Source organism: Micromonospora sp. NPDC049523 (assembly GCF_040676775.1).
In the GTDB taxonomy this organism is placed as follows: domain Bacteria; phylum Actinomycetota; class Actinomycetes; order Mycobacteriales; family Micromonosporaceae; genus Micromonospora_G.
Genome location: NZ_JBFAPP010000017.1, coordinates 25,965 through 44,906, shown reverse-complemented (window position 1 = coordinate 44,906; position 18,942 = coordinate 25,965). Strand labels below are relative to the sequence as shown.

13 protein-coding genes are annotated in these 18,942 nt (G+C 71.3%); 6 read left to right on the top strand and 7 right to left on the bottom strand.

What is annotated here, in order from left to right; genetic code table 11:
• The first annotated feature begins 134 nt into the window (after positions 1–134).
• Positions 135–3,722, top strand: a complete 3,588-nt coding sequence (locus AB0J90_RS24820) for a S8 family serine peptidase (RefSeq protein ID WP_363599590.1) — start codon at positions 135–137, stop codon at positions 3,720–3,722.
• 70 nt (positions 3,723–3,792) lie between these two features.
• On the opposite strand, the gene AB0J90_RS24815 is transcribed toward AB0J90_RS24820, so the two are convergent.
• Complete coding sequence (locus AB0J90_RS24815; protein ID WP_363599588.1) at positions 3,793–5,586, bottom strand: ABC transporter ATP-binding protein; 1,794 nt, start codon at positions 5,584–5,586, stop codon at positions 3,793–3,795.
• 173 nt (positions 5,587–5,759) lie between these two features.
• Here AB0J90_RS24815 and AB0J90_RS24810 point away from each other — a divergent pair, with 173 nt between their 5' ends.
• Positions 5,760–6,173 carry a MarR family transcriptional regulator gene (locus AB0J90_RS24810; RefSeq protein WP_363599751.1) on the top strand — a complete coding sequence of 138 codons (414 nt, stop codon included), beginning with the start codon at positions 5,760–5,762 and terminating at the stop codon, positions 6,171–6,173.
• A 244-nt stretch (positions 6,174–6,417) separates the two neighbouring features.
• On the top strand, positions 6,418–7,611 hold the full coding sequence (locus AB0J90_RS24805) for a hypothetical protein (RefSeq protein WP_363599586.1): 1,194 nt from the start codon (positions 6,418–6,420) through the stop codon (positions 7,609–7,611).
• Between the two features lie 123 nt (positions 7,612–7,734).
• Here AB0J90_RS24805 and AB0J90_RS24800 read toward each other — a convergent pair whose 3' ends face one another.
• Positions 7,735–10,632 (bottom strand): tetratricopeptide repeat protein, encoded by a 2,898-nt coding sequence (locus AB0J90_RS24800; RefSeq protein ID WP_363599584.1) that lies wholly within the window; start codon positions 10,630–10,632, stop codon positions 7,735–7,737.
• Between the two features lie 306 nt (positions 10,633–10,938).
• Between AB0J90_RS24800 and AB0J90_RS24795 the strand changes: the two genes are divergently transcribed.
• Entirely contained in the window at positions 10,939–12,135 is a 1,197-nt protein-coding gene (locus tag AB0J90_RS24795) for a phosphodiester glycosidase family protein (RefSeq protein ID WP_363599582.1), read from the top strand.
• 117 nt (positions 12,136–12,252) lie between these two features.
• Here AB0J90_RS24795 and AB0J90_RS24790 read toward each other — a convergent pair whose 3' ends face one another.
• Positions 12,253–12,702, bottom strand: coding sequence for an Lrp/AsnC family transcriptional regulator (locus AB0J90_RS24790; RefSeq protein WP_363599580.1), 450 nt, complete (start codon positions 12,700–12,702; stop codon positions 12,253–12,255).
• A 180-nt stretch (positions 12,703–12,882) separates the two neighbouring features.
• Here AB0J90_RS24790 and AB0J90_RS24785 point away from each other — a divergent pair, with 180 nt between their 5' ends.
• A complete protein-coding gene (locus AB0J90_RS24785) occupies positions 12,883–13,308 on the top strand; it encodes a nucleoside deaminase (protein WP_363599578.1) in 426 nt (141 codons plus the stop codon).
• Between the two features lie 48 nt (positions 13,309–13,356).
• Here AB0J90_RS24785 and AB0J90_RS24780 read toward each other — a convergent pair whose 3' ends face one another.
• Positions 13,357–14,007, bottom strand: coding sequence for a maleylpyruvate isomerase family mycothiol-dependent enzyme (locus tag AB0J90_RS24780; RefSeq protein WP_363599576.1), 651 nt, complete (start codon positions 14,005–14,007; stop codon positions 13,357–13,359).
• A gap of 245 nt (positions 14,008–14,252) precedes the next feature.
• On the bottom strand, positions 14,253–14,747 hold the full coding sequence (locus tag AB0J90_RS24775; RefSeq protein WP_363599574.1) for an FBP domain-containing protein: 495 nt from the start codon (positions 14,745–14,747) through the stop codon (positions 14,253–14,255).
• An 82-nt stretch (positions 14,748–14,829) separates the two neighbouring features.
• On the opposite strand from AB0J90_RS24775, the gene AB0J90_RS24770 reads away from it, so the two are divergent.
• Positions 14,830–15,399, top strand: coding sequence for a TetR-like C-terminal domain-containing protein (locus AB0J90_RS24770; protein ID WP_363599572.1), 570 nt, complete (start codon positions 14,830–14,832; stop codon positions 15,397–15,399).
• A gap of 41 nt (positions 15,400–15,440) precedes the next feature.
• On the opposite strand, the gene AB0J90_RS24765 is transcribed toward AB0J90_RS24770, so the two are convergent.
• Together AB0J90_RS24765 and AB0J90_RS24760 are read right to left on the bottom strand one after the other, a co-directional pair.
• Positions 15,441–17,300, bottom strand: a complete 1,860-nt coding sequence (locus tag AB0J90_RS24765; protein WP_363599570.1) for a hypothetical protein — start codon at positions 17,298–17,300, stop codon at positions 15,441–15,443.
• Positions 17,301–17,547: 247 nt separating this feature from the next.
• Complete coding sequence (locus AB0J90_RS24760; RefSeq protein WP_363599568.1) at positions 17,548–18,840, bottom strand: MFS transporter; 1,293 nt, start codon at positions 18,838–18,840, stop codon at positions 17,548–17,550.
• Positions 18,841–18,942 lie beyond the last annotated feature (102 nt).

Genomic DNA, 18,942 nt, shown 5'->3' with positions numbered 1-18,942 from the left:
CACGTCTTTGCGGACGTCGGCTGCTGGCGCTGTTCACCGCTACCGCGGTGCTCGCCTCGTCGCCCGCCCCGGCTTCGGCCGCGCCCGCCGACCCTCCGTCATCCTCCGTCGGGTCGGTCGCGCCGGCTGCTTCCGTGTCCACGTACACCGTCACGCTGATCACCGGTGAGAAGGTCACCGCGACCAGGATGGCCGACGGTGGGTTGAGCCCCGAGGTACGGGACACCGCCGGTCGGTTGACCGGGTACACCTCGCACCGGAAAGGGACGGACACCTACGTCTACCCGCACGGGGCGCTGCCGTACGTGTCCGCCGGGCTGCTCGACGAGCAACTGTTCAACATCACCGAACTGTTGGCGGACGGCTACGACGACGCACATCGTGACCGGATTCCGCTGATCGTCACCTACACCGATGCCGGGGCGGCTGCACGCCGGACCGCGGCGCCCGAGGGTGCCCGTACGGTGCGGGTGTTGGACAGCATCCAGGGCGCGGCGCTGGACGTGGACCGCTCCGACGCGTTCTGGTCCTCGATCACCACGGGCGGGGGTGTGGCCGAGCGTTCCACGGGTGGGAGGCTCGCGCTTGCCGGCGGTATCGCCAAGGTGTGGCTGGACGGCAAGGTCGAGGCCACTCTCGCGGACAGCACCGCGCAGATCGGCGCGCCCGAGGTGTGGAAGTCCGGGAACATCGGCAAGGGCGTCGACGTCGCCGTCCTGGACAGCGGTATCGACACGACCCACCCCGACTTCGCGGGTCAGATCGCCGCCGCCGAGTCCTTCGTCCCGGGTGAGACGGTGAAGGACGTCTTCGGGCACGGCACGCACGTCGCCTCCACCATCGCCGGGACCGGGGCCGCTTCCGACGGCAAGGAGAAGGGCGTCGCCCCGGGCGCGCGGCTGCACGTGGGCAAGGTTCTCAACGACAACAACTCCGGCCAGGAGTCGTGGATCATCAGCGGCATGGAGTGGGCCGTCCGTGACCAGCGTGCCAAGGTCGTCAACATGAGCCTCGGCGCCGATCCCACCGACGGCACCGACCCGATGAGCGTGGCCCTCAACGAGCTCAGCGAGGAAACCGGCGCGCTGTTCGTCGTCGCGGCCGGGAACAGCGGCCCCAGCCCGTACACGGTGGGCACGCCCGGTGCCGCGGACGCCGCGCTGACCGTCGGCGCGGTCGACGGCGCGGACGTCCTCGCCTACTTCTCCAGCCAGGGGCCGCGGGTCGGCGACAAAGCCATCAAGCCCGACCTCACCGCCCCCGGCGTGGGCATCCTCGCCGCCCGGTCCCAGTATTCCGACGGCGAGGGCCTGTACCGGCTCGGCGACGGAACCTCGATGGCCACCCCGCACGTCGCGGGTGCCGCCGCCCTGCTGGCCGCCCAGCACCCGGACTTCACCGGCAAGCAACTCAAGGAAGCGTTGGTGAGCACCACCAAGGCGACCCCGCAGATCACCCCGTTCCAGGGCGGCAACGGCCGGCTGGACATCGCCGCGACCACGGCCGCGACCGTCTTCGCCACCACCAGCGCCGACTTCGGATACCCGGACTGGCCGACGGCTCCCGAGGGCCCGGTCGACCGGGAGGTCCGCTACACGAACATCGCCGACAGCCCCGTCACCCTCGACCTCGCCACGGCCCTCGACGGCGGCCCGGCGGACCTGGTCGCCGTGTCGGCCCGGCAGGTCACCGTTCCGGCGCACGGCACCGCCACGGTGACCCTGACCACGGACTTCGACCGGGTGCCAGCCGACCGCCTCACGTCGGGCTTCCTGACGGCGACCGACACCTCCGGCGCCGTCCGCACCCACACCTCGGTCGCCGTCGGCCGTGAGGGCGTACGCCACCAGCTCACCCTGAAGGCCAAGGACCGCAGCGGCAGGCCGGTCGGGGGAGAGCTGGTCCTGCTGGGTAAGGAGGGCGCCCTGCCGGTGCAGCAGATCGACGACACCGGCACCCTGGACCTGCGGCTGACCGGGGGCACGTACGCGGCCTGGCTGAAGACCGACGTCGAAGGCGTCAACGGGCCCCACTCGCGGGGGTTCGCCCTGCTGCCGCTGCCCGAGATCACGCTCGACCGGGACCGTACCGTCGTCTTCGACGCCACCGGGGCCCGCCGGGTCACCGTGGCCACCCCGCAGCCGTCGACGGTGGACGGTTCGCGGTTCGAGTTGCTCCGCGACCTCGGCGGAAACCCCTGGGTCTCCGCCTGGTACCCGGGTGCCGAGTACGACAGTGTCTGGGTGCTGCCGACCGGCCCGAAGGTCGTGACCGGCACCTTCTCCATCGGCGCCCGCTGGCGCACGGCCCAGCCCGCGCTGACCGTGGCCACCGGCGGCCGGGGCTACGACGACCTGCGGGTGCAGCGCGCCAAGACCCCGCTGCCGTCCGAGGTGCACCACCTCGACGCGGTGTTCGCCGGCACCGGGGGCAGCGACGCGTACGCCCCGGTGAACGCGCGGGGCAAGGCCGTCGTCGTACGCCGCGACGACAGCGTTCCGGTCGAGGAGCAGGCTGCCGCGGCGGCGTCTGCCGGTGCCCGGCTGCTGCTCGTGGTCAACGACGGCACCGGGCGCCTCAAACCGTGGGTCGGCTCGGTGTGGGATCCACGCGACCCGCCGCCGGTGACCGTGGCGACCCTCACCCGCGACGAGGGTGAGCAGCTGATCGGCCGGATCGGCCACGAGCGGCGGGTCCGGCTCGACGTCACCTCCCACCCGGAGACCGAATACGTCTACGACCTGGTCCACGACTACATCGGCGCCGTGCCGGCCAACCTCACCCACCGGTTCACCCAGCGGGACCTGGCCCGGGTCGACATGTCGTTGCGCAACTGGCGGCCCGCGCGGGCGCTCGAAGCGCGCGGTGACCTGACGCCGTCGGGAGCGTCGAGCATTCTCGACTTCGTCGAGATCCCGGCGCGAGGCGAGCGCACCGACTGGGTCACTGCCGGCGAGCCGTGGACCGCGCAGGTCACGATCCCCGGCGAGCAGGGCCAGCAGACCGCTCTCACCGCGTACCGGGCCGGCTCGGTCCACGAGGAACGCTGGTTCGGCCCGGTGCAGCGTCCCCGCCTGTTGAACAACTACGGCGTCTTCCGCGAGGACGGCGGCATCTCCGCCTGGATCCCCGGCTGGGGTGACTCGGGCACCGCCCACGAGGGCGACACCTACGACAACTACGCCGCCGACAACGTGCTGCGCCTCTACCAGGGCAACACGCTCCTGCAGGAGACCGACCGGTACCAGCGGATGCTGTCCGTCGGTCTGCTGAATTCGCAGCCGCTGCCGTACCGGTTGGTGTCGGAGAACAAGCGTGACGGCTGGGCTGGGCCGTACTCCACCGCCACACGTACGGAGTGGGGCTTCACCTCCGGCGCGGTCAGCCAGGGCATGGTGTGGAACCCGTCGCTGATCCAGCTCGACTACGCCGTGGACACCGACGTCGACGGTAAGACGAAACGCAACGCCGACCTCACCGTCACCGCACTGCATCTACCATCGGCGGCGCAGGCGCCCGCCATCCGTACGGTGACACTCGACGTCTCCTACGACGACGGCGCCACCTGGCGCCACGCGAAGCTCCACCGCAGCGGTGACGGCTGGCGGACCAGTCTCGACGCCCCGCGTACGGCACGGTTCGTCACCGTGCGCGCCATCGCCCGCGACGCGGCGGGCAACAGTGTCGACCAGCGCATCACCAGGGCCTTCGGGCTGCGCTGACGGGTCGGGGTGGGGCCCTGTGGAGGGGCCCCACCCCGAGGGCGTCGGCATCCTTGACGCGGTACGCCCGTCACGCGGCGAGCATGGCGTACCGGCCGTTGTCGTCGATCAGGGTGTCGTGGGTGCCGCGCTCCACGATCCGCCCGTGGTCGAGTACGGCGATCTGGTCGGCGCCGCGCACGGTGGAGAGCCGGTGCGCGATGGTGATCGTCGTGCGTCCCTCGGCGAGGACGTCGAAAGCACGCTGCACGGCCCGTTCGGTCTCGGTGTCCAGAGCGCTGGTCGCCTCGTCGAGGACCAGGACCCGCGGGTCGCGCAGGAGTGTGCGGGCGATGGCCAGGCGCTGCTTCTCGCCGCCGGAGAAGCGGTGTCCCCGCGAGCCGACCATGGTGTCGTACCCGTCGGGCAGGCCGGCGATCAGGTCGTGGATCTGCGCGGCGCGGGCGGCGGCCTCGATCTCGGCGTCGGTGGCCTCCGGGCGGGCGTAGCGCAGGTTCTCCCGCACGGTGGTGTGCAGCAGGTACGTCTCCTGGCTGACCACACCGACGATCGCGGCCAGGTCGGTCAGGCGCAGGTCGCGTAGGTCCACGCCGTCGACCGTGACCCGACCGCTGCCCGGGTCGTGCAGACGGCTGACCAGGGCGGCGAGGGTGCTCTTGCCGGAGCCGGTCTCACCGACCAGGGCCAGGCTGGTGCCGGCGGGTACGTCCAGGGTGACTCCGGTGACCGCGGCGACGTCGCTGCCCTGGTAGCTGAAGCTGACCTCGTCCAGACGCAGGTGGCCGCGGACTTGGCGTGGGTCGATGTCGACCGGCTCGGACGGGTCGGCCACCTCGACCGGGAGGTCCAGGTACTCGAAGATCCGGGCGAACAGCGCCAGTGACGCGGTCAGCGAGACGCCCACGTTGAGCAGGCCCATCAGTGGGCGGAACAGCCCGCCCTGCAACGCGGTGAAGGCGACCAGGGTGCCGATGCTCAGCGTGCCGGCGGTGCCGGGCAGGCCGGCGCTGAGGTAGATGACGGCCGGGATGGCGGCGAAGATGACGCTCATCGAGGCCATCCGCCACCGGCCGGCGAGTTCGCTGCGTAGCTCCAGGTCGACCAGGCGGGCAGAGGAGGCGTTGAACCGCTCGATCAGCGACGGGCCGGTTCCGAGGGTCTTGGCAAGCTGTACGCCGCTGATCGACAGCCCCTCCTCGACGGTGACGTTGAGGTCGGCCAGTTCGCGCTGGCGCTGTGCGGTGATCTCGCGGCGCAGCCGGGCGACCCGGCGGGTCAGCCAGATCGCGGGGGGAAGCACGAACAGCGAGACCAGGGAGAGTCGCCAGGAGAGCGCCACCATGGCGACCGCGGTGGCGACAACCGTGGTCAGGTTGGACGCGATGCCGGTGGCGGTGGAGGTGACCACCGATTGCATGCCGCCGATGTCGTTGGTGATCCGGGACTGCACCTCGCCGCTGCGGGTCCGGGTGAAGAAGCTCAGTGACTGCCGCTGGAGGTGGCCGAACACGTCGGTGCGGAGCTGGTGCAGGACCTCCTGCCCGACCCGGGTGGAGATCCAGGTCTGCAGGACGCCGAGGATCGCGGTGACGGCGGCCACTGCGACCATGCCGAGGACCAGCCAGACGAGCAGGGTCAGGTTGCGTTCCGGCAGGGCTCGGTCGATCACGTGCTGGAGCAGGAAGGGCGAGGCCATCGCGATGACCGAGGAGGCCACGATGATCGCGGTGACCATGGCGAGCGCGGCCCGGTGCCGGGTGAACAGCCTGGCGATGCGGCGCAGCGAAACCTGGCTGGCCTGCGTTTTCTCGGCGGCGCTGACGGTGCGGTGGCCGCGGTCGCGGCCAGAGGGGGTGGGTTCCAAGGGGGTACCTGTCTTTCGTCGGCAATATTGCTGAGGTTACCTCATCATGAGGTAACAACCGTACCCCCTGCTACCGTATTCCCGTGACCGAGGCGGACGGCGAAACTCCCGTGACCGGGGTGAACGGCGAAACTCCCGTGCCAGGGGAGAACGGCGAGACTCGTGTGACCGGGGTGAACGGCGACGACGAGTCCCTGGCGGAGGCGTTCTGGGGCGTCGCGCGCCGGCTACGGCGACGCAGCCGGGAGGCGCTGGAACCGTGGGACATCACCCCGAGCCAGGCCCGCGCCATCGGGGTCCTCGCCCGACACGGCATGCTGCGGCTCAGCGCCCTCGCCGAACACCTGCGGATCGCGCCGCGCTCGGCCACCGAGGTGGTCGACGACCTCCAGGCCCGCGGCCTGGTCGAACGTCGCCCCGATCCGGGCGACCGACGCGCCACGCTGGTCGCGCTGACCGGGGAGGGCGGTCGCGTCGGCGCCGCCATCCGGGCCGCCCGGCAGACCGAGGCGGAACGGCTCTTCGCCGACCTCGACGACGCCGACCGGGAACAACTCGCCCGCATCCTGCGTACCCTCGGCGGCTGAGCACCCCCGGCGGGTCCGGCCCGCCGCGCGGTGCGCGCCCGGCGGCGGCCCCGCGTCTGACGCCCGCCCTGGTCGGCGCGCCGGCTTCACCGCGGGCGGTACGGGCGGTGTCGGAGGGCGCGTACCCGGCCACGGTCCGTCCAGCCGGGCGCCAGTGGTCGTCCAGTGCACCTCGTTAGGTTCCGGCCAGCCGGTCTCCCGACTCTCCCGACGGGCGACCGTCACCGACTCCGGAGGAGGACACGTGCCCGATTCCAACGTACGAAGGGGCCTGCTCGCGCTGGCCGCGGCCGTGACGTGCGCCGTGGCCCTGCTGCCCGCGCAGCCGGCCGCCGCGGCGCCCGACGATCCCGCCGCGCTCACCCTGTCGCAACGCGCGCTGCCCGCCGCCTGCGCACCGGTGCTCGCGGCGGCGGTACAGAAGACCGCGGGTAAGGGCGGCACCGCGACCTGTGCCGAGATGGGCAAGCCCACCCGCACCACAACCCCCGCGCAAGCCGCACCGGACGGTGCCGGCACGGCCGTCACCTGCGGCAACGGAGCGTGGGCGGTCGAGCGGTTCGGGGCCTGCGCCACGGTACCGCTCACCCTGTACGTCTACCTCATCCCGTCGGGGCAGCTGATCGGCATCATCGACATGACGGCGACGTTCATGGCCGACCTGGGATCGATCGACGGGCGGCCACGGTACAACGTCACCGTGCGGGCAACCACCCTGCTGGGCCAGGTCATCGGGACCTACGTATCGCACGAGGGCTTCTGCGAGTACGGCTGCAACGGGTTCACCGGCGGCGGGCTCCAGCGCTTCGACTACGTCGGGGCGCAGGCGAACTTCATCCTCAACGCCGGCACGACCGCGACCGCTCCCGGCGCCGTCCACCAGGCCCGGATGAAGCTGGGCTTCTGGTTCCTCAACGCCACCTGGACACCGCCCGAGTCGAACGTGGTCGGCGCGTCGAGCCTGGAGTTCCGCTGCGACAACGCCGTACCCGGGTTCAACCAGCCGGGCTGCGTCTACCCGTCGATCCGGCCGGTGTACCGGCCCAGCCCGGCCAATGGCAGCTACGTGCAGCACATCCGGATGGCGCTCAACCACGGTGTGACCGGGACCCTGACCCGGATGACCGACCCCTTCAACCAGACCCAGAACCACAACCGGGCCTGCCCCGGCATGTACACCGCGCCAGATGGATACAGCTGCGACGAGTACCCGTTCCGCTCCACCTTGCAGGGTGCCTTCACCGGTGGGCACTCCTACGGGCGTACGTTCGCCGGCTGCCAGATCGACTGGGTGCAGATCCGGCAACCCGGCGACAACGGCGGGTGGAACGTCTGTTACATCCCGGCGTTCGAGAACAGCAGCGGGGGCAACGAGCTCAACCGCTTCTACGAGAGCAACCGTGTGATCGACAACGACGTGTTCCAGGTCGTGGCCTGAGCGCCCGGCCGGGCGGCCCACCCGGGCCGCCCGGCCGTCGAGCCGTGCACCCGCGTGGGCAATGGCCGCTCACCGGCACCCGTCGCGTCGCAGGTGCCGTTCGGCCGGCTGGTCGAGCAGGCGTCACTGGCCTGGCGGGTGGCCCCGGCCGAGACTCGCGAGCGCCGCCGTGGCACGGCCCCGCTCGTCCTCGTCACCCGTCTCGGTGGCGATCGTCAGGGCCGACCTGTGCCGCTCGAGCGCCTCCTCGTCGCGGCCCATGGCGCGCAGCGCTTCCCCCATGGCGTTCAGGACACTCGCCTCGCCGTAACGATGCTTGATACCGCGGAAGATCGCGAGGGCCTCGTCGAGATATCCGATGGATTCCTGGTGCAGCCCCTGCTGGCTCAACGCGGTCCCGAGGTTGCTCAGCGCCGTCGCCTCGCCGTCGCGGTGGTCGATCTGGCGGAACAGGCTCAGCGCCTGCGCCAGTGCCCCGGTGGCGAGGGCAGCATCGCCGAGGGTGGTGTGGATCCCGCCGAGGTTCGTGAGCGCGATGGCCTGCCCCGCGCGTTCGCCCAGCGCTTCGAAGAGGTCGTGAGCGGCCAGGAACCGTTGCGCCGCTCGGGTGTGCTCGCCGATCGCCGACTCGACGTTGCCGAGGTTGGTCAGCGCCGCGGCCTGACCGAAGAGGTCGTCGATCTCCTGGTAGAGCGCGATCGCCCTGGTGTGCCGAGCAACCGACGAGGCGAAGTCACCCGTCCGTTCCTCGATGATGCCCAGATTGGACAGCGACCGCGCCTGGCCGTGCCGGTTGTCGGTACGCCCGTACAGCGCCAGCGCCTGGCCGAGCTCCGACGTCGCCGCGGGATACCGCCCGAGCAGGCGTTGGATGACCCCGGCGTTTGTACGCAGGTGCGCCTCGGCGGCCGGGTCGCCCATTTCCCTGGCGGCCTGGATGGCGTGGTGGTGGATCGATTCGGCCTCGATGCCGTGGCCCGCCTCCAGATACCGGTAGAGGGCGGCGGCGATGTTGACCGCGTACTCCGGTCGCCCGTTCTTCAGGGCGAACTGGCAGATCGTCGCGAACGACGAAAGCTCGCCGTCCAGCCATGACAGTGCCGCGGCCGGGGTGATCGGCGTGTCACCGGGTTTGAGGGCGAGCCCGGCCTGCTGCCAGCTGGCGCTCCACCCCGGGTAGAGAACGTCGCTCGTGGCGGTGGCCGTCCCCAGATAGTGCTCCAGCAACCGGTCGACCGTGGCCGTACGCTCGGACTCACTGTCCACGGCCGCACTCAGCTCGGCTGCGTACGCGCGCAGCAGGTCGTGGAGCGCGTACCGGCCCGACGAGTCGCACCCCACCAGGTGTGCGCGGGTCAGCCGGTCGAGCAGCCGAGCCGCCGCGATGTCGTCCAGGCCGGCGAGCGCGGCGGCGCAGGCCAGGGTGGAGTACGGCGCGGGGTTCAGGCTCAGCAGCCGGAACAGGCGCTGCGCCTCGGCGCCCAGGCGCTCGTACGAGCAGCCGAAGACGTGCCGGATCGCCGCGCTGCCTCCCGCCTCGTCCAACAGGTCCAGGGGACCGGACCGCCGTATCCGGGATACGACGCCGGCCAGCGGAAGGTGCGACTGCGCGCCTGCGTACTCGGCGGCCAGCCGTAGCGCGAGGGGGAGCCGGGCGCAGATGGCGGCGAGCGAGTCGATGCTGTCCGGGTCCGCCATGGCCCGTTCGCCCAGCAGCCGGCCGAGCAGTTGGGCCGCGTCCGGTGGCGGGAGCAGGTCGAGCTCGATGCGGCGGGCGCCGTGCAGGGCAACCAGCGGGGCCTGGCTGTCGCGGCTGGTGATCACCACCAGGGCGTCGTGGCTGCCGGGTAGCAGTGGTCGGATCTGCTCCGTCGAGGCCGCGTTGTCCAGGAGCACGAGCATCCGGCGGCCGGCGGTCTCGGTGCGCCAACGGGCGGCGCGTGACTCCAGGTCGGCCGGGATGTCGTGACCGGGCACCGCGACGGCGGTGAGCAGGCGGCCCAGCGCGTCCTGTGCGGAGGTGGCCTGTTCGGCGTCGTCGCCCCGCAGGTCGAGGTAGATCTGGCCGTCGGGGAAACGATCGCGGTAGAGGTGGTTCCAGTGCACGACGAGCGCGGTCTTGCCCACACCGGCCGTGCCGCAGACCACGACGACACCGGGAGGGCGGGCGCCGTACGCGGCGTCGAGCAGGGCGAGTTCCCGCGTACGGCCGACAAAGTCCGGGACCGGCGCCGGAAGCTGGTGCGGAACCACCGACGCGGGGCGGTCCACCGGTTCCGCCAGCAGCTCACGGTGAGCCTGCGCCAGCTCCGGCCCCGGATCCACGCCCAGCCCGTCGGCGAGCGCGCGGCGGGTCGCCTCGTAGTGCTCGAACGCGATCGTCCGTTGACCGGTGGCCTGGTACGCCCGGATCAGCGTGGCCTGCACGGTCTCGTCGAGCGGGTGGGCCGCGCCCTCCACCGCCAACGCCGTGACGATCTCGGCCGCGTTGCCCGTGTGGAGCATCAGGTTCCAGTACGAGAGCTGGGCCCGGCGACGCTCCGCCTTGAGACCCGCGACCTCCGGGTGGCTTTCGAGTGCGGGTACGTCGCAGAGCGGGTCGTCCTCCCACAGCCGCAACGCCTCCCGGAGCAGGTCGGTCGCTCGGGCCGGGTCACCGTCGCCTTCGGCGGCTTGTGCGGTGCGCACCATCCGGCGGAAGCGATGCAGGTCCAGGGCGTCGTCTGGCAGGCGCAACAGGTACCCGTCGCCCACGGTCGACAGCACACCGTCCTGGCCGCGCGGGCTGCGCTGCGGGTCCAGCAGCCGGCGCAGGTGCTTGGCGTGGGTGTGCAGCACGTTGACGGCACTCGACGGCGGCCGCTCGCCCCACAGTGATTCGATCAGCTCGCGCCGGGTCGTGAGCCGCCCGGCGTTGAGCGCCAGGACGCCCAGCACGAGACGGCGTGCGGGTGGACCGGCGTCCAATTCCCGGTCACCGTGCCACACGCGTAAGCGGCCAAGCACCTGGACCACCAACACCGCTGACAGTGTAGTGGCGTTTGTCGATGCATCACCACGGATCGTGGCGAGCGGGGCGCGCTACCTGAGGAAGCCCAGCAGCTGGCGGATGGTCTCCCTCGGGAGCTTCCTCGGGGATGAAGTGTTTTGTCACCCAGAGTTGGCTCACTGGCCAACGGCCGTGAAGGAGCGACGTCGGGTTGGCACAGAAAGATCATGATCATGACTTCGTACAACCCCTCGGCATCCCCGTACCGCCGGGTCGGAGCTATCGCGGCGACCGTTGTCGCGGCTGTCAGCTTCGGTCTGGTTCCGGGCAGTCAAGCCATGGCCAGCAGTGACGTCCTACCGCTGGGCGATACGAATCTCACCGAGACACGCGTCATCAAGCCGTTGACCAGCGGCGTCACGCTGACCCACATCGTACGGGGGACCGAGCCGGCTCCGGCCGACCAGATCAACACCACCACCCGTGGCCCCTGGGTCGTCAACGTCCTCACCATCGATCCGAAGAAGACCAGCGGGCACCTGGCCGCGACGTACGGGCCGGACCTGGCCGGTGTCGAGACGACGACCGACCTGGTCCGCTCAGCCGGCGCCCTGGCGGGCGTCAACGCATCCTTCTTCACCTTCACCGCGAACCCGCAGTACCCCGGCGACCCGGTGGGTCTGGGGCTCTTCGACGGCAAGCTGCTCAGCGAGCCGGGTACCGACGCCGCCGAGGTCGACGTCGTCGTGGACGCCAACACCAACAAGGTCGTCCTGATGGGCCGGCTGCAGTGGACCGGCAGCGTCAAGAACGTACGGACCAAGGCCACGCTGGCACTGGAGTTCATCAACCACCCGCCGGTGATCCCGGCAGGTTGCGCGGCGCTGACCGACCAGACCCAGTGCACCCTGCCCGGGGACGTGGTCCAGTTCACCCCGGAGTTCGCCGCCACGACCCCGTCCGGGCCCGGCGTCGAGGTGGTCCTCGACGACCGCGGCTGCGTGGTGCGCACGTCGACCACCCGTGGTACGGCCCTGGCGCCGGCGCAGACGTCCCTCCAGGCGACCGGCCAGGATGCCCTGACCCTGCTCAACGTCGCGAACGGCTGCGTGAAGCAGACCAACACCCTGATCAACGAGAAGGGCAACAAGCTCAACCTGCGCCCGGGACTGTTCGGGGTCAACGGCCGCTACCGGCTCACGGCCGGTGGGGAGATCGTGGTGCCGGTCGGATCGCCCTCGGACAGCTTCTTCGCGCGTAACCCCCGCACCATCGTCGGGACGACCCGCGACGGCAAGATCGTGCTCGCGACGATCGACGGCCGGATGACCTCCAGTGTCGGCACCACGATGGCCGAGACGGCGGTGGTCGCCGACGCGTTGGGTCTGCGCGACGCGATGAACCTCGACGGTGGCGGCTCCACCACCATGTCGGTCGAGGGCGAACTGGTCAACCAGCCGAGCGGCGGCAGCCAGCGGGGCGTCGGTGACGCCCTCGTCTTCGTGAACACCCCGGTCGGCAGCCAGGCCCGGTAACGCTGTCAGCACCACGAAGTGGCCCGGGCCCAGGTGGTCCGGGCCACTCGCGTCTGCCGGGCCACGGGCCCGTGGACGTGGTCTGGCGGATGGGGGTGGCAGGTCGTCGCGGCTGCGTCACGACGGTGCCTGTGGTCCGCGGTACGGCAGGGGCTGGCTGTAGACGAGGTTCGTGGTGGTGCTGCCGAACTGGGCCAATTCGTCGATGAGTTGTTCGAGATGGGCCATCGAGGTCGCGGTCGCCTTCAGTACGTAACAGTCGTCGCCGGTGGTGCGTAGGCACTCGAGGAACTCGTGGCGTTCGTCGAGTAACCGGTGCAGTGGCTGGTGCTGGCTGCCCGGGTACTTCAGGCGTACCACGGCGAGGATCGGGAAGCCGGCCTTCACCAGGTCGACCTCGGCTCGGTAGCCGGTGATCACCCCGGCGGTCTCCAGTCGCTTGACCCGTTCGGTGGTCGCGGAGGCGCTCAGGCTCACCCGTCGCCCCAGTTCGGTGAGCGGGATGCGGCCGTCGCGTTGCAGCTCCGTCAGGATCGACCAGTCGGTTGCGTCGATATTCTCGGCCATCGGGCCAGAGTACCGCCAGATCCACGGCTGATCCTCCCGTACGCCGTGAAGAGTCTCTTCATTTGCCTGTCCCGCCTGGATAGGCTTTCGGAGCCATCGCCGGGCCGGCAATGTCCTGATCACCATGGCCAGGCCGGTCGCGGTGACCCGTGGATTCGTCCAGTCGACAGTGGAGCAACGATGAGCCATGACAGTGAACGGCATCTGCGCCGGGCGATCGAACTTGCCGCCGAGGCGAGAGCGGGCGGCAACCCGCCGTTCGGATCGCTGCTGGTCGGCCCCGACGGCATGGTCCTGGCCGAGGAACGCAACAGTTCGGTGACCGACGCCGACATCACGGCCCACCCGGAGCTGAAACTGGCCAGGTGGGCGGCCCGGGAACTCGCCACCGACACGGCGGCGGGCACGACCATGTACACCAGTTGCGAGCCGTGCAACATGTGCACCGGTGCGATCGAACGCGCTGGACTCGGCCGCGTCGTGTACGCGCTGTCCACCGAACAACTCCTGGCGCTGAAGCCGTCCGGCGGCTTCGCGTCGGTGCCGTACGAGGGGCCGGCGCTCCTCGACGAGGCGAGCGTCCCGGTCGACGGCTACTACCGCTAGGGCCTCGGGCGGCGGTGCCGCAACCGCCTCGTGCACGGCCCCCTGGAGCTACTTCAGCCTGGTCGCGACCTCGGCTCGCCCGTCACCGGTCAGCCCGGTCAGCCCCGCGCGCCGTCCGGTGAGGACGAGGAGCAGGTCGCCGGCTGGTCCGCTTACCTGCCGTGGGCCGTCGCCCGCCGACCAGTCGGCGTCGGTGGCGACGAGCCGCAGCCCGGCGAAGCGCTTCCGGTTGCCGTAGAAGAAGCTCGTCCAGACGTGTCGCAGCACCGGGAGTGCCCGCTCGGCGGGCGGCGGACGCTCGTGTCCCAACGGCCGGGTGATGTCCTGTCCGTGCACCAGGATGTCGGTCAGCGGGTCCAGTGGGCTGCTCATGGGGAAGCGTCGGGGCTGGCCGGCCGTTTCCCGTAGCTGCGCGACGAGTTCCGCCGGGCTGTATCGGAGGGCGCGCTCGCGGGCCATGTCGGCGGTCACCCGGTCGAAGTCCCCACGGGCTCGAATCAGCCGCAGCATGGTGGTGGTGAACTCGCGGTCGGCGAGGGTGAGGTGGGCGACGACGTCGCGTACCGACCAGCCGGCGCAGAGGGACGGCGTCCGCCACTCGTGCTCGTCGAGGGTGTCGAGGAGGTCGGCCAGACCGAGCCGTTCGGCTTCCACGTCGGGCGCCATGGCGACCCGGGTACGGCGGGCGGACGTGGTCATCAAGAGCCCTCCTCGGTCGAGTCCCGAGCGTGTCCTCGGACGAGGCGCCGCCACGGGTTGGAATCGCTCGTGCCCCAGCGAGAACCTGTCCGTGTGCGAACTCGGCGTTCGGGAACGTTACCGCGGGCCTACGACATCCAACCGATCCGTGGATCGGAGGTACGGCACTGCGGAGACCTCGCCACCGACGGGCCTGCCGTCTTCCGATCGTCGGCGAGGTGCGGGTCGGTGCTCGGCTCCCGTGGTCATGCGACCACCCGGTCCAGGAATCCGGCCAGGTTGGCCGAGGTCCGTTCGATCTGCTCCTGCTGGGTGAGCGATTCGTGCAGCCGTCCGCCGGGCGCGGCCGACTTCTTCCCGCGCAGGTAGAGCGAGCAGGCCAGGTCGGCGCAGATGTAGATGCCCACCGAGTTGCCCTGCTGCCCGCTCGGCCCCGCCTTGCGTGCGGTCATCAGCGAGACGCCGCCGCCCGGGTGTGTGGTCAGGCACAGCGAGCACATGCTGCGTCGTGCCTGCCCGGCGTGCGGTGCCGCCAACCGCAGCGCCACTCCCACCGGCCCGTCCGCCGACTCGGCGACCAGGTACGCCCGCTGGGGTGCCGCGGGGTCGCGCCAGCCGAGGAAGTCCAGGTGGTCCCAGGGGCGCTCGGCCAGGTCCCTGGGCATGGCCAGGCGCTTGACCTCGCCCTTGGTGCAGTTGACGAACGACGTGCGGATCTCCCGCTCGGTCAGGGGTTCCATGGGCAGAAAGCTACACTCGCTAGAGAAATTCAGCGAACCAATAAGTAATAGCCTAGAGGGTCTAGGTTTGAGAAGGGGGCGCATGGCACGCGCGGGAGTGACCGCCGAACGGCTGGCACAGGCGGCGGCGGACCTGGCCGACGAGGTCGGCTTCGAGAACGTCACCGTCTCGGCGCTCGCGCGCGGGTTCGGCGTCAAGGACGCCAGCCTCTACTCGCACATCAGGAACCTGCACGACCTGCGGGTGAGGGTGGCGGTACTCGCCCTGGCGGAACTCGCCGACCGGGTCGCCGCCGCCCTGGCCGGTCGCGAGGGCAAGGACGCGCTGGTGGCCTTCGCGAACGCGTACCGGACCTACGCGAAGGAGCATCCGGGCAGGTACGCCGCGATGCAGGTCGAGCTCGACCCGGCGACGGCGGTCAGCAGCGCGGCGGGCCGGCACGCGGAGATGACCCGGGCGATCCTGCGCGGCTACGAACTGTCCGAGCCCGATCAAACCGATTGCGTACGGCTGCTGCACAGCACGTTCCACGGGTACGTGAGCCTGGAGAAGGTGGGTGGGTTCCGCTACAGCCCGCGCGAGGTGGACGTCTCCTGGTCCAGGGCCCTGGACGCCCTCGACGCCGTACTGCGCAACTGGCCGCCGGCCTGACGGGAGCACCCGGCCCGACCCGTTGTCCGGCCCGGCGCAGCCTATGAGGCAGTGCGGTCCCGCGCCGCCCCGTCCACACGTTCCGCGTCGCCGTTACGCCCAAGGGCTGCGTGGACGTCACCCAGTACCTGCTGGGCGAGCCCCATGCCACGTCGGTGGTCGAACTCCCGGCAGACGGCCAGCGCCTGCCGGGCGCGAGCCGCCTCGCCCCCCAGGTCGCCGAACCGCACCTGCTCGGTGACGTACCCCGCGTGGTGGAGGAATTCGATGACGACCAGCACGAGGTCGCGTACCTCGGCGGGATCGTGCCCGGCGGCCAGCCGCTGCCGGGCGACGACCAGCAGGTTGGTGTGTTCGCGTTCGAACCAGGCCCAGGCGTCCGCCGTGCCGTCGAGCGGGTGGCCGGGTCCGTCCGGCCGCGCCGGGTCGCGGTCCGGGAAACGGTCGTACGGGTGGAGGAGTCGGGCCGCCGACATGGTCGTGGTGAACAGGTACCCGGTCAGACGCGCCAGCGCGGCCGCACGTACCGGTGGCGGTTCCACCGCCTCGGCGCGTTCTCGGGCGAAGAGGCGGACGATGTCGTGGAATCCGTACCGCACGTCGCCGGACGGCTCCAGCAGGTGCGCGTCCAGGAGCTGTTCGAGCATCCGCTCGACCTGCGGCAGCGGCAGGTCCACCAGGGCGGCGACGGCCGGCGCCGAGGCGTCGGACCAGTCCGGCAGGCTGGCGAGCCGGAACAGGTGGGCCGCCAACCGACGCTCGTGCTGTTCGGACTCGTCGAACGCCCGGTAGCCCAGGTGCAGGCTGGCGCGTACGGAAAGGTCCCCGGCCTCGAACACGTCGAGACGCCGGTGCTCGTCGTCGATCCGATCGGCGAGCCCGACCAGGCTCGCGTTCGGTCGCGCCGCCGCGCGGGCTCCCACGATCCGCAACGCCAACGGCAGGCCGCCGCAGCGACGTACGATCGTCGCCGCGGCCGCGGGTTCCGCGTCGAGGCGTGCGCCGCCGATCCGCCGCAGCAGGTCGAGCGCGACGCCGTCCGGAAGCGGGTCGAGCGAGATCCGGGCGGTCGCGTCCAGGTCGAGCAGCATCCACCTGCTGGTCACCACGGTGGTGCAGCCCGCACCGCTGAGCAGCAGCGGACGTACCTGCGCGGCCGACGCGGCATTGTCGAGGACCATCAGTACGCCACCCGCGGCGGTCATGGTCCGCAGCAGGGTGCTCGCCTCCTCCACCGAGGGCGGAACGGTGGGCGCGCCCAGCGCGCGCAGGAAGCGGGCCAGCACCTCCGCGGGCTCGGTCGGTGCGATCCCGGCGCTGGCGCCGTGCAGGTCGACATAGAGGCAACCACCGGGATACCGCGCGGCGACCCGGTGCGCGAGGTGCAGTACGAGCGCGGACTTGCCGACACCGCCGGCTCCCGCCACGAGACACACCGCACCGTCGCCGCCCATCGTGCCGAGCAACCGTCGAGTTTCGTCGCCACGACCCACGATCACCATCGGTGGCGGTGGCAGTTGGAACGGAACCCCGCCGGCCACCCGGGGAGGCGAGTCGACCAGGGCAGCAGACTCGGCCGGTGGGAGCAGCCGGAGCGGGTTCGGACGCACATCGCGGTCGGCGGCCAGGCGCTGCCAGGCCGTCAACCAGGTTGTCATCCGGGTCGCCGGCACGTCGCAGGCCCGCAGCAGCGCCACCACCAACTCCCGGCGGGGCAACGTCGCCCGCCCGAACATGGTGGCGAGGGTGCTGGCCGGCAGGACGTCACCGTTGGCCCGGGCCCGTCGTGCGATCACGCGGTAGGCGAGACCCGACTGGTCCCGGACCTGGCGCAGGAGTGCGACGTACTGCGCGGCACTCGACGCGGCCGTCGGGTCGACGTCCGGAATCGGGGCTGGCACGGTACTTCGGTCGGTGTCCACTGCAACGAATTGCACACGACGGCGGGCGGCGACGCCCACCCGGAGAGCCACCTTTCGGTGGGGGACGAAGGCAGTCGGGAACCGTGACCGGCGCGCCGCCCCGGGGCGGGATGACCTCGGGGCGACGCTCCGAGTACGAGGATCAGGTCCAGCTGATTCCACGCTTGCAAACGCTGCGCATGAGCATCTCCTCTCCTTCGCGGGAGGCGGTCCCGTACCCGCCCCGTCATCCCAGAGTCGACTGGTGGGCCGGTTCGGCGGAAGGCTCGGCGGCGGTCGAGGTCGTTCGAGGTTGTTCGAGAGGCGCACCGGGCACCTCCGTGGTCGGTGCTCGCCGTGGCCAGAGCGGAACCAGGGCGAGCACCGCGACGGCACCGAGCAGGCCACTGACCCCGATCACCGTCGTCGGGGCCCAGTGATCGGCGGCCAGACCGGCGAGGAGTATGGCCAGGCCCTGCAACCCGGCCAGTCCGGTGATCGCGACGCCGAAGGCCCGCCCGCGGTACTCGCTCGGTACGGCCCGGCCGAACAGCGCGTTCAGCGGGATGGCGAAGGCACTGCCGGCACCGGCCAGCACGAGCAGGGCCAGCACCGCCCACAGTGGCGGCGAGGTCCAGACGACGACCAGGACCGTGCCGGACGACGCCGCCAGCGGCAGGACGAGCCGGGGACGCACGTCCGGTGGACAGAACCGGGTGAAGGCCACCCCGCCGACCGCCATGCCCAGCGGTGCCGCCGCCAGCAGGAGTCCGACCGTGCCCGGCCCGCCGCCGTACTGGACGGCCAGCGGTGCCATCAGGCCCTCGGCGGCGTACGTGAACGCGCTGGCCAGCCAGAGCACGAGCACGTACGCGCGCAGCCGGTGGTCGGTGAAGATGACCCGCAGTCCGGTGGTGGAGTCGAGCCGTCCCGGACCGGTCGGTCGGGTGGGCACCGGGCGGGCGCGTACGCCGACGAGGATGAGCAGCGCGGAGACCAGGAACGTCGCGGCGTCGACCAGCAGCGCACCCCGCAGCGACAGCACCGCGACCAGGCTTCCCCCGGCGGCGAAGCCGACCACCTGGACGATCTGGGCGCTGATGTTGTCGACGCCGTTCGCCACCGGGTAGCGGTCACCGTCGAGCACCTCGGGCATCAGCGCGGCCCGTGCGGCCACGAACGGCGGCCGCAGCAGGTTCACCACGAACAGCAGCGCGACCAGGGCGGGCGCACCGAGGTCGGGCAGCGCCGCCAGCGGGATGAGCAGCGCCCGGGCCAGGTCGCAGCCGATCATCAGTCGACGGCGGGGCACCCGGTCGGCGAGGCCGGACAGCAGCGGGCCGCCGGTGAGCCAGGCCAGGTAGGAACTGCCGAAGGCCGCCGCCGCCAGCGCCGCCGAGCCGGTGCCGGTGTAGACGAGGTACGCGACCGTGATCGCCGTGAGCTGGTCGCCGAGCAGGGACAACAGGTACGCCCCGAACAGGTACCGGTACTCGCGTACGGCAAACACCTGCGCGTACGTCGCGGGGCGCTCGGTCACCGCCGTCCTCCTCGGTCCGTCGAAACCAGACCGTATCCAGCGGGCGACGGCACCACGGCGTACCACGGTGTTCGGGTTCGTTCGGGACTGTTCGTCTCGCCG

Coding starts and splice junctions, on each gene's coding strand:
- AB0J90_RS24795 (WP_363599582.1), top strand. CDS start 10,939: ATGGCCAGCAGTGACGTCCTACCGCTGGGCGATACGAATCTCACCGAG.
- AB0J90_RS24790 (WP_363599580.1), bottom strand. CDS start 12,702: ATGGCCGAGAATATCGACGCAACCGACTGGTCGATCCTGACGGAGCTG.
- AB0J90_RS24785 (WP_363599578.1), top strand. CDS start 12,883: ATGAGCCATGACAGTGAACGGCATCTGCGCCGGGCGATCGAACTTGCC.
- AB0J90_RS24780 (WP_363599576.1), bottom strand. CDS start 14,007: ATGACCACGTCCGCCCGCCGTACCCGGGTCGCCATGGCGCCCGACGTG.
- AB0J90_RS24775 (WP_363599574.1), bottom strand. CDS start 14,747: ATGGAACCCCTGACCGAGCGGGAGATCCGCACGTCGTTCGTCAACTGC.
- AB0J90_RS24770 (WP_363599572.1), top strand. CDS start 14,830: ATGGCACGCGCGGGAGTGACCGCCGAACGGCTGGCACAGGCGGCGGCG.